An 11,686-nucleotide genomic window follows, 5' to 3' on the forward strand; every position below is an offset into this window, starting at 1 on the left:
TCGATATTGAATGTGCGGCCGCTATCGCGAGCAAGCTCGCTCCCACAGGGGTTTTGCTTGCACGCAAGGAGTGTCGCGGCAACATGAAAACTTCTTCATGAAAAACCACCTGCGACCGAATGCCGCGCACTGCCTGGCCTGCAGGACTGCTGCGCTTTCCATGAAAACTTCTTAACGCGCCGAAGCGTTTACTTAGCACGCTACCAAAATCTATAACAAAGTCCTGCACACGCCTTGCTGCAGATAACAGAGATTGGAGCTTGCAAGATGACTGTGAAAGTAACTGAACGCGACGACGCCCACATGTCCCACGAAGGGATTGCCGCCGGTATCCGGATTTGGGATGTGCATCAACAGGATCTGCTGGTGGGGATGTTCCACTCCGAGACGGACGCCCACAGCTACAAGGCTGAGCTGGAGCGTGAAGAACGACTGCGCTCGCGTGAAATGGCAGAATCCTGAGCAACACAAAACACTTGTGGGAGCGAGCTTGCTCGCGATAGCGGTCTATCAGTGACAGAGACATTGACTGATACGACGCTATCGCGAGCAAGCTCGCTCCCACAGGTTTTGTGTTTCAGCTCAATGGCATTGCGCCCCGCTTACCACATCAAATCATCCGGAATCTGATACGCCGCGTACGGATCATCGGCATCCACCTCTTCGGTCTGGGTGTTGAGCTGGACGATACGCTGGGGGTCGCGTTCCTGGATCTTCAGGGCCGCCTCGCGCGGGATCACTTCGTAGCCGCCGGCATGGTGGACGATCGCCAGCGAGCCGCTGCTCAGCTTGTTGCGCATCAGGGCATTGACCGAGATGCGCTTGACCTTCTTGTCGTCGACGAAGTTGTAATAGTCCTCAGTGGTCAGCTTCGGCAGGCGCGAGACTTCGATCAATTGCTTGACCTGCGCGGCCCGGGCCTTCTGTTCGGCCTTTTCCTGCTGCTGACGGTTGAGTTCCTGGTCGCGCTTGACCTTCTCGGCCATGGCCTCCTGGGCGGCACGCTGCTGGGAGTCATCCAGTTCGATCTGGCCTTTATGGGCCAGGCGTTGCTGCTTCTGTTTCTCTTTGCCGACCTGCTTGGCCTGCTTTTGGTTGACCAGCCCTGCTTTGAGCAACTGGTCGCGAAGGGAAAGGCTCATGGTGCTTACTCACTTAGGCAACGGCCTCAGCCACAGCTGGGCAAATTCTTTTCCTGACGTTTGGCTTCGCCCCACAAGGCGTCCAACTCTTCGAGGGTGCAATCTTCCTTGGGACGGTGGGTGTCGCGCAATGCTTGTTCGATAAATCGGAACCGCCGCTCGAACTTTCCGTTGGCATCGCGCAGTGCAGTTTCCGGGTCGACCTTGAGGTGACGGGCCAGATTCACCACGCTGAACAGCAGATCACCAATCTCATCGCTGATGGCCACCGGATCGTTGTCGGCCATGGCTTCGAGCACTTCGTCCAGTTCCTCCCGCACCTTGTCGAGCACCGGCAACGGGCCTGGCCAGTCGAAACCCACCTGAGCCGCACGCTTTTGCAGCTTCGCCGAACGGGACAACGCCGGCAGCGCCCCCGGTACATCGTCGAGCAACGACAATTGCTCGGGCGCCGAGGCTTTCTCGGCCCGTTCCTCTGCCTTGATTTCCTCCCAGCGCTGCTTGACCTGTTCTTCGCTCAGGCGCGGGATATCCACAGGCGCATACAGGTCACCGGTAGGAAACACATGGGGATGGCGACGGATCAGCTTGCGGGTGATGCTGTCGACCACGCCGGCAAATTCGAAACGGTTTTCTTCCCGGGCCAACTGGCTGTAGTACACCACCTGGAACAACAGGTCGCCCAACTCGCCCTGCAAGTGATCGAAATCGCCGCGCTCGATGGCATCGGCCACTTCATAGGCTTCTTCCAGGGTATGGGGGACGATGGTCCGGTAGGTTTGCTTGATGTCCCACGGGCAGCCGTACTGCGGGTCCCGCAGGCGGTTCATCAGGTGGAGCAGGTCTTCAAGGCTGTACATTAAGTCCGTCTCATCACACACAAAACCCTGTGGGAGCGGGCTTGCTCGCTCCCACATTAGTGGCTAGGAATCACCCCGGCGTCCGGTTACGCCGGGTCTCGATGATGTTCGGCAACTGGGAAATCCGCCCCAGCAACCGCCCCAGCGCATCCAGCCCCGGAATCTCGATGGTCAGGGACATCAACGCGGTGTTGTCTTCCTTGTTCGACCGGGTGTTGACCGCCAGCACGTTGATCCGCTCGTTCAGCAACACCTGGGACACGTCACGCAGCAGACCGGATCGGTCGTAGGCGCGGATGACGATGTCCACCGGGTAGGTGAGCACCGGCACCGGGCCCCAGCTGACCTGGATGATCCGCTCCGGCTCGCGACCAGCCAGTTGCAGCACCGAGGCACAATCCTGGCGGTGAATGCTCACGCCACGGCCCTGGGTGATGTAGCCGACGATCGCATCCCCCGGCAGCGGCTGGCAGCAGCCGGCCATCTGGGTCATCAGGTTGCCCACGCCCTGGATCTGGATATCGCCGCGCTTGCCCGGCTTGTAGCCGGTGGCCTTGCGCGGGATCAGCTCCAGTTGTTCGTTGCCCCGCTCCGGCTCCACCAGTTGCTGGGCCAGGTTGACCAACTGCGCCAGGCGCAGATCGCCGGCACCGAGGGCGGCGAACATGTCCTCGGCGGTTTTCATGTTGGCTTTTTCGGCCAGCTTGTCGAAATCCACCTGCGGCAGGCCCAGGCGACCGAGCTCACGTTCGAGCAAGGTCTTGCCGGCGGCGACGTTCTGGTCGCGAGCCTGCAACTTGAACCAGTGGACGATTTTCGCCCGCGCCCGCGAGGTGGTGATGTAGCCCAGGTTCGGGTTCAGCCAGTCGCGGCTCGGCGTGCCGTGCTTGCTGGTGATGATCTCGACCTGTTCACCGGTCTGCAGGCTGTAGTTGAGCGGCACGATCCGCCCGTTGATCTTGGCGCCACGGCAGTTGTGGCCGATCTCGGTGTGGACCCGGTAGGCGAAGTCCAGCGGCGTCGCGCCCTTGGGCAGGTCGATGGCGTGGCCGTCGGGGGTGAAGATGTAGACCCGGTCCGGCTCGATATCGACGCGCAGCTGTTCGGCCAGGCCGCCGATGTCACCCAGTTCCTCATGCCACTCGAGCACCTGGCGCAGCCAGGAGATTTTCTCTTCGTAGTGGTTGGACCCGGACTTGACGTCGGTGCCCTTGTACTTCCAGTGGGCGCAGACGCCCAGCTCGGCTTCCTCGTGCATGGCATGGGTGCGGATCTGCACTTCCAGCACCTTGCCCTCGGGGCCGATCACAGCGGTGTGCAGCGAGCGATAGCCGTTTTCCTTGGGGTTGGCGATGTAGTCGTCGAACTCCTTCGGAATGTGCCGCCACAAGGTATGGACGATCCCCAGCGCGGTATAGCAGTCGCGCATTTCCGGGACCAGGACGCGAACGGCGCGAACGTCGTAGATCTGGCTGAACTCCAGGCCCTTGCGCTGCATTTTTCGCCAGATCGAGTAGATGTGCTTAGCCCGGCCACTGATGTCGGCTACCACGCCGGTGGCCTGCAGTTCTTCTCGCAGTTGGGTCATCACATCGGTGATGAAGCGTTCGCGATCCAGGCGCCGCTCATGCAACAACTTGGCGATCTGCTTGTATTGATCGGGCTCCAGGTAGCGGAAGGACAGGTCCTCCAGCTCCCACTTGATGTGACCGATGCCGAGACGGTGGGCCAGGGGTGCATAGATGTCGAACACCTCCCGGGCGACGCGATTGCGTTTTTCGTCATCGGCAGACTTCACGGCGCGAATCGCGCAGGTGCGTTCGGCCAGCTTGATCAGCGCGACGCGCACGTCGTCGACCATCGCCACCAACATCTTGCGCAGGTTTTCCACCTGGCCTTGGGTGCCCAGCACCATGGACTGGCGCGGGCTGAGGCTGGCGCTGATGGCCGCCATGCGCAGCACGCCGTCGATCAACTTGGCCACGACTGTGCCGAAACGCTGGCTGACCACCGGTAGCTGGATCTGCCCTTCGCGCACGCCGCGGTACAACACCGCCGCCACCAGAGAATCCTGGTCGAGCTTGAGGTCAGCGAGAATTTCAGCGATCTCCAGGCCCGTCTGGAAACTCGAGGTGCCTTCGGACCACAGGTTCTTCGCTGCGTTGTGTTGCTGTTCCGCCTCGCGAGCGAACTCGCAGGCGGCTTTCAAGGCTTCGCGATCCAGTGCCGGATCGATACTGACCGCGTGATCGAGCCAAGCCTCGAGATTGATACTGCCGTCGGTGTTGATCGGCTGGTGTGCTCTCACCTGTACCATCTTTACTTACCTTCCCTACGACGCAGATTCAATGCGTCAACTTCGCTGACCTTCATGCCCGTGTTTGCGCCCAGGGCTGTGGCGCGTTGGCACGAACGGGTCAGTCGGACAAGCCATCCTGGCTCGCTTCAAATAACGCCATGGCCTCGACATGTGCCGTTTGAGGAAACATATCGAGAATCCCGGCACGTTTTAACCGGTAGCCCTGCTTGATCAGTTCGACCGTATCCCGGGCCAAAGTTGCCGGGTTGCACGATACATAGACCAACCGTTTGGCACCCAGGGACGACAGCTTGCGCACCACCTCGAAAGCACCATCACGGGGTGGGTCCAAGAGTACCGCAGAAAAGCCCTCGCCGATCCATTCGGCATCCGCCAGAGGCTGGGATAAATCGGCCTGAAAAAAGGCAGTGTTATGCAAATTGTTGCTGACGGCATTGGCCGCCGCACGCTCCACCATGGCCTGCACGCCTTCGACGGCCACCACCTGGCGCACGCTTTTGGCCAGCGGCAAGGCAAAGTTGCCCAGGCCGCAGAACAGATCCAGCACCCGCTCTTCAGCTTGCGGCGCCAGCCATTGCAGGGCCTGGGCGATCATCGCCTCGTTGACCCCGGCGTTCACCTGAATGAAATCTCCGGGCCGGTAAGCCAGCTCAAGGTCCCAGGCATCCAGGCGAAACCCCAGGGCCTGCCCAGGCTCGACCGGTTGCGGTTCACTTTCACCGTGCAACCACAACTGGGCTTCATGGAACGCGCAGAAGTCCTTGAGGATCGTCAGGTCGGCCACCGACAACGGCGCCATGTGCCGCAGCAATACCGCGAGGGACGAACCGGCGAACAACTCCACATGCCCCAGCGCCTGGGGTTTGCTCAAACGACGCAGCATGTCCGGCAGACGGCTCATGATCGGCTGCAAGGGCTGTACCAGCACCGGACAATCACCGATGGCAACGATGTCCTGGCTGCCGACGGCACGGAAACCGACTTCGAGTTTTTTCGCTTTCTGGTCCCAACGCACCGCCACCCGGGCGCGACGTCGATAACCGAATTCCGGCCCGCTCAACGGCGTGGCCCATTCGTCGGGCTCGACCCCGGCCACCCGCGACAGTTGCTCGGCGAGCATGCGCTGTTTCAGGGCGAGTTGTTCGTCATGGGGCAAATGTTGGACGCTGCAACCGCCGCAACGACCGGCATGGATGCACGGCGCCGGGCGACGCAGTTCACTGGGCAGAAACACACGCTCGGTGCGTGCCTCGACCACTTTGCCGTGGGCACCGAGTACCCGCGCCTCGACCTCTTCGCCGGCCAGGGCGCCGATGACAAACCAGGTGCGCCCCTCGACAAAGGCGATGCCCCGGCCATCGTTCGCCAGACGCTCGATGGTCAAACGCTGCTTTTTACCGGTGGGCACTTGCGGGGCCCGGCTTCCGCCGCTGGGCTGGAAGCGCAAGCCTCTTTCTTGCTTGGCCATCAGTTGGGCGCGTCGAAAATGCCGGTCGACAGGTAACGGTCGCCACGGTCGCAGATGATCGCGACGATCACCGCATTCTCAACTTCCTTGGACAGGCGCAGCATCCCCGCCACGGCACCGCCCGAAGACACGCCGCAGAAGATGCCTTCTTCGCGAGCCAGGCGACGGGTCACGTCCTCGGCTTCGCTCTGGGCCATGTCGATGATGCGGTCCACGCGCTCGGCCTGGTAGATCTTCGGCAGATACTCCTCGGGCCAACGACGAATGCCAGGAATGGCCGAACCTTCCATCGGTTGCAGGCCGATGATCTGCACGTTCGGGTTCTGTTCTTTCAGGTAGCGCGAGGTGCCCATGATGGTGCCGGTGGTGCCCATCGAGCTGACGAAATGGGTGATCGTGCCGTCGGTCTGGCGCCAGATTTCAGGACCGGTGGTGGTGTAGTGGGCCTCGGGATTGTCGCCGTTGGCGAACTGGTCCAGCACCTTGCCACGGCCCTCGGCCTGCATGCGCTCGGCCAGGTCCCGGGCACCTTCCATGCCCTCCTCCTGAGTCACCAGGATCAACTCGGCACCATAGGCCGTCATCGCCGCCTTGCGCTCGGCGCTGGAGTTGTCGGGCATGATCAGGATCATCTTGTAGCCCTTGATCGCCGCCGCCATCGCCAGGGCAATACCGGTGTTGCCGGAGGTCGCCTCGATCAGCGTATCGCCGGGCCGGATCTGCCCGCGCAATTCGCCACGGGTGATCATCGACAGCGCCGGCCGATCCTTGACCGAACCCGCCGGGTTATTCCCTTCGAGCTTGAGCAAAAGCGTATTGGTGGTCACGCCGGGCAAGCGCTGCAAGCGGACCAGCGGAGTGTTGCCGACGCAATCGGCGATGGTGGGGTACTGCAAAGTCATGGCGTATTCGCAATCCGGGCTGCGGGGGCGCCTATCATACCGGCAAACCTGGCGAGGCCATATCACGCAAAGTAAGGGGGTTATGGCTTATGGGAATAAGCGGGGCGAAGGAGTGATGAAAGACCCTGCTGCCTCGGCATGGACTCGCGCTTGCTGGCCTGTGGGCATTACCTGACCAAATGGCTCAAACGCCCCCTTAAACAAGACTACATTGCGCATGATGCCCAAGTCTTGGGAGTGGATCCTGCACCCCATACAATCCTTTTCCTACAGATCTGAGACCTCAGGTCGTGCATATATGCCTGTGGTAAGCGCCGTCTGTAAGCATTCTCCTGCCTGTTTGTGGGCTTGTTCCTTTTATCTTGATGACCAAGCGTTCAAGACTGTCTGACTTTCCACCGTGTTGTTTACAGTTGTGCCGCTAAACGTACAAGCGGGATGCAAAGCAATAACGATGGTCAATGCTTCGTGGAAACAAAGAGATCCGCAGCCCAGCGCCCGGCGGGCTTGCGGGCAACGCTTGCGCAACCTATTGGAGGAGTACGACATCTCTCCTTCAGCCTTTGCCGAAGTGCTACGTATCAGCCCTCAATGCCTGACGAATTGGAGCGCACGGGGTGTACCAAGGTTGCGGATGGCGCAATTGGCCCGTTTGCTGAGTGTCAGTGAAGTGTGGCTGGCGACTGGGGAAGGCGAGCGGACACGTGACCTACAACGGGAGTAGAAGAGGATCAAACAGGTTCGCGGGGGTGAGGCCTATGGAGTTGCTTCGTCAGCGCAACATGAACCCCGCATTCAACTCCCTGACGCTGTGCTCCCAGCATCCTGGCAGGATCCATGCACGGCCGACATGAATTTTACAAAGATCCCTCGCCCGCAAATCGCTACACTGCCCTGGTAATGCGTGCCGGATGCGCGCACGGCTCAATCAGACCGCTGGATGCAGGAGACAAGTGTGCTCAACAAACTGGGAATCAAAGGCCGTGTGCTGTTGCTGACCCTGTTGCCAACCAGCCTGATGGCGCTGGTCCTGGGCGGCTATTTCACTTGGATGCAGCAATCGGACCTGCACGCCCAGTTGTTGCAACGTGGTGAAATGATCGCCGAACAACTTGCGCCGCTGGTCGCCCCGGCCATGAGCCGCCAGGACACCGATCTACTGGAGCGCATCGCCACCCAGTCCCTCGAACAGACGGACGTGCGCGCCGTAACCTTCCTCACCCCCGACCGCATACCGCTGGCCCACGCCGGCCCGACCATGCTCAACCGGGCGCCGGACGGCAACAGCACGCAGCTACTGCAACGCACTGGCAACGACGCCACGCGCTACCTGCTGCCGGTATTCGGCAAGCACCGCAACCTGGCGGGCGAACTGATTCCCGAAGAATCCGACCGCCTGTTGGGCTGGGTCGAGTTGGAGTTGTCCCACAGCGGCATGTTGCTGCGCGGCTATCGCAGCATGTTTGCCAGCCTGCTACTGATCGCCGCCGGCCTGTGCCTGACCGCGTTGCTGGCCCTGCGCATGGGCCGCACGATCAATCGCCCACTGAGCCAGATCAAGCAGGCCGTGGCGCAACTCAAGGACGGTCACCTGGAAACCCGCCTGCCGCCGCTGGGCAGCCAGGAGCTGGACGAACTGGCCTCGGGCATCAACCGCATGGCCAGTACCTTGCAGAACGCCCAGGAAGAATTGCAGCACAGCATCGACCAGGCCACCGAAGACGTGCGCCAGAACTTGGAAACCATCGAGATCCAGAACATCGAGCTGGACCTGGCCCGCAAGGAAGCCCTGGAAGCCAGCCGGATCAAATCCGAGTTCCTGGCGAACATGAGCCATGAAATCCGCACGCCGCTCAACGGTATCCTCGGTTTTACCCACCTGTTGCAGAAAAGCGAACTGACCCCGCGCCAGCTCGACTACCTGGGCACCATCGAGAAATCCGCCGACAGCCTGCTGGGGATCATCAACGAGATCCTCGACTTTTCGAAGATCGAGGCCGGCAAGCTGGTGCTCGACAACATTCCGTTCAACTTGCGCGACCTGCTGCAAGACACCCTGACCATCCTCGCCCCCGCCGCCCATGCCAAGCAGTTGGAATTGGTGAGCCTGGTCTACCGGGACACGCCGCTGTCGCTGGTGGGCGATCCACTGCGCCTCAAGCAGATCCTGACCAACCTGGTGAGCAACGCCATCAAGTTCACCCGCGAGGGCACCATCGTCGCCCGGGCCATGCTCGAAGACGAGCACGAAGACAGCGTGCAGTTGCGCATCAGTATCCAGGACACGGGTATCGGCCTGTCCAACCAGGATGTGCGAGCGCTGTTCCAGGCGTTCAGCCAGGCTGACAACTCGCTGTCGCGGCAACCGGGGGGCACCGGGTTGGGCCTGGTGATTTCCAAGCGCCTGGTGGAACAGATGGGCGGTGAGATCGGCGTCGACAGCACGCCGGGCGAAGGCTCGGAGTTCTGGATCAGCCTGCGCCTGCCCAAGACCCGTGACGATGCCGAGGACCTGCCCGGCCCACCGTTGCTGGGCCGGCGCGTGGCGGTGCTGGAGAATCACGAACTGGCCCGCCAGGCCTTGCAGCACCAGCTCGAAGACTGCGGCCTGCAAGTGACACCGTTCAACACGTTGGAAAGCCTGACCAACGGCATCACCATCGCCCACCAGACCGATCAGGCGATCGACCTGGCCGTGCTGGGCATCACCAGCAACGACATGCCACCGGAGCGCCTCAACCAACACATCTGGGACCTTGAGCACCTGGGCTGCAAAGTGCTCGTGCTGTGCCCCACCACCGAACAGACCCTGTACCACCTTTCGGTGCCCAACCCTCACAGCCAGCTCCAGGCCAAGCCGGCCTGCACCCGCAAGTTGCGCCGCGCGCTTTCCGACCTGGCCAACCCGCGCCCGGCCCGCAGCGAACCCCACGAGCCGGTGTCCAGCCGTGCCCCGAAAGTGCTGTGCGTGGACGACAACCCGGCCAACCTGCTGCTGGTACAAACCCTGCTCGAAGACATGGGTGCCAAGGTGCTGGCCGTGGAAAGCGGCTATGCAGCGGTCAAGGCTGTGCAGAAGGAAACTTTCGATCTGGTCCTGATGGACGTGCAGATGCCCGGCATGGACGGTCGCCAGAGCACCGAGGCGATCCGCCAGTGGGAAAGCGAGCGGCACTGCACGCCGCTGCCGATCGTCGCCCTCACTGCCCACGCCATGGCCAACGAAAAACGCGCCTTGCTGCAAAGCGGCATGGATGATTACCTGACCAAACCCATCAGCGAGCGGCAACTGGCCCAGGTGGTGCTCAAATGGACTGGCCTGGCCCTGCGCAACCAGTCACCGGAGCGCAGTGGCGATGCCCAGGGCGGCAGCGAACTGCTGGTACTCGATCACGAAGAAGGCCTGCGCCTGGCCGCCGGCAAGGCCGACTTGGCGGCGGACATGCTGGCGATGCTGCTGGCATCCCTGGAAGCCGACCGCGAAGCGATTCGCCAGGCCTGCGAGGCCAACGACCAGAACGCCCTGATAGAGCGCGTCCACCGTCTGCACGGCGCCACCCGCTACTGCGGCGTACCGCAATTGCGGGCGGCCTGCCAGCGCAGCGAAACCCTGCTCAAGCAACAGGACCCCAAGGCCGCCGCCGCCCTGGAAGAATTGGAGCGGGCCATCAACCGCCTGGCCAGCGAGGCGCGTATCAGCGCCTGATCCAGGGCAATACCCTGGAAATCGGAATCACTGAAAATCCACGCTCCTACCCCGGACCGTAGGAGCTGTCGAGCGAAGCGAGGCTGCGATCTTTTGATCTTTTGATCTTTTGATCTTTCGCTTGCGACTCAATTGTCAGCGTAAAGATCGCAGCCTCGTAGCACTCGACAGCGCCTACGGGCTTGTTTTTTCTGCCAGGAGGCCGCCATGCGCGTGATTTTTTTCAGCAGCCAGACCTACGACCGCGACAGTTTCACCCAGGCCCCGACGCCCGCAGGCCTTCAATTGCAATTCCAGCCCGCTCGCCTGAACCTCGACACCGTGGCCCTGGCCGAACGACATGAAGTGGTGTGTGCCTTCATCAACGATGACCTCAGCGCCCCGGTGCTGGAGCGGCTGGCCGAAGGCGGTACGCGGCTGATCGCCCTGCGTTCGGCCGGCTACAACCACGTCGACCTGCTTGCCGCCAAGCGCCTGGGCTTGAGCATCGTCCGGGTGCCGGCCTACTCGCCCCATGCCGTGGCCGAACATGCCGTGGCGTTGATCATGGCCCTCAATCGCTGCCTGCACCGTGCCTACAACCGCACCCGGGACGGCAATTTCAGCCTTCATGGGCTGACCGGGTTCGACTTGGTGGGCAAGACCGTCGGGGTGATCGGCACCGGGCAGATCGGCGCGACGTTCGCGCGGATCATGGCCGGCTTCGGTTGCCAGTTGCTGGCCTACGACCCCTCCCCCAACCCGCAGGTCGAAGCCTTGGGCGCCCGCTACCTGCCCTTGGCCGATCTGCTCGCACAGGCGCAGATCATCAGCCTGCATTGCCCGCTCAATGAACAAAGCCGACACCTGATCAATGCCCGCACCCTGGCCTCGATGCAACGCGGTGCCATGCTGATCAACACCGGGCGCGGCGGCCTGGTGGATACGCCGGCCCTTATCGAAGCCTTGAAAAGCGGCCAGCTCGGCTATTTGGGATTGGATGTGTATGAAGAAGAGGCCCAGTTGTTCTTCAAGGACCGCTCCGACCTGCCCTTGCAGGATGACGTGCTGGCACGGCTGCTGACCTTCCCCAACGTGATCATCACCGCCCACCAGGCGTTCCTGACCCATGAAGCCTTGGCCGCCATTGCCATGACCACCCTGGACAACATCGCCGCCTGGGCGGCCGGCACGCCGCAAAACCTGGTGGACGGCTGAACCTTAAACCTACACAAACCCTGTGGGAGCGAGCTTGCTCGCGATAGCGGCGTGTCAGTCAACATCGATACTGACTGATCCGCCGCCATCG

The 11,686-nt window shown here is 61.8% G+C and carries 8 protein-coding genes; 3 read left to right on the plus strand and 5 right to left on the minus strand.

Features of this window, described 5'->3' with window-relative positions; translation table 11 throughout:
- Positions 1-267 precede the first annotated feature (267 nt).
- The gene (locus tag LQ215_RS28345; RefSeq protein WP_025215049.1) at positions 268-462 is read left to right on the plus strand and encodes a hypothetical protein; all 195 of its coding nucleotides are present in this window, start codon (positions 268-270) and stop codon (positions 460-462) included.
- 140 nt (positions 463-602) lie between these two features.
- Here LQ215_RS28345 and LQ215_RS28350 read toward each other — a convergent pair whose 3' ends face one another.
- The 5 genes from LQ215_RS28350 to cysM all read right to left on the minus strand — a co-directional run bounded on the left by LQ215_RS28350 (position 603) and on the right by cysM (position 6,692).
- Complete coding sequence (locus tag LQ215_RS28350; RefSeq protein ID WP_230153567.1) at positions 603-1,142, minus strand: DUF2058 domain-containing protein; 540 nt, start codon at positions 1,140-1,142, stop codon at positions 603-605.
- Positions 1,143-1,168: 26 nt separating this feature from the next.
- Complete coding sequence (mazG, locus tag LQ215_RS28355; RefSeq protein ID WP_230153568.1) at positions 1,169-2,002, minus strand: nucleoside triphosphate pyrophosphohydrolase; 834 nt, start codon at positions 2,000-2,002, stop codon at positions 1,169-1,171.
- 70 nt (positions 2,003-2,072) lie between these two features.
- The gene (gene relA / locus LQ215_RS28360; protein WP_058542575.1) at positions 2,073-4,319 is read right to left on the minus strand and encodes a GTP diphosphokinase; all 2,247 of its coding nucleotides are present in this window, start codon (positions 4,317-4,319) and stop codon (positions 2,073-2,075) included.
- 100 nt (positions 4,320-4,419) lie between these two features.
- Positions 4,420-5,790, minus strand: coding sequence for a 23S rRNA (uracil(1939)-C(5))-methyltransferase RlmD (rlmD, locus tag LQ215_RS28365; protein ID WP_230153569.1), 1,371 nt, complete (start codon positions 5,788-5,790; stop codon positions 4,420-4,422).
- Positions 5,790-6,692, minus strand: a complete 903-nt coding sequence (cysM, locus tag LQ215_RS28370) for a cysteine synthase CysM (RefSeq protein ID WP_024617526.1) — start codon at positions 6,690-6,692, stop codon at positions 5,790-5,792. The genes rlmD and cysM overlap by 1 nt, the downstream gene beginning before the upstream one ends.
- 955 nt (positions 6,693-7,647) lie before the next feature.
- Here cysM and LQ215_RS28375 point away from each other — a divergent pair.
- Positions 7,648-10,398, plus strand: coding sequence for a response regulator (locus LQ215_RS28375; protein WP_230153570.1), 2,751 nt, complete (start codon positions 7,648-7,650; stop codon positions 10,396-10,398).
- Between the two features lie 207 nt (positions 10,399-10,605).
- Positions 10,606-11,595 carry a 2-hydroxyacid dehydrogenase gene (locus LQ215_RS28380; RefSeq protein ID WP_230153571.1) on the plus strand — a complete coding sequence of 330 codons (990 nt, stop codon included), beginning with the start codon at positions 10,606-10,608 and terminating at the stop codon, positions 11,593-11,595.
- Positions 11,596-11,686 lie beyond the last annotated feature (91 nt).

The organism is Pseudomonas brassicacearum (assembly GCF_918698105.1).
GTDB lineage: Bacteria > Pseudomonadota > Gammaproteobacteria > Pseudomonadales > Pseudomonadaceae > Aquipseudomonas > Aquipseudomonas brassicacearum_F.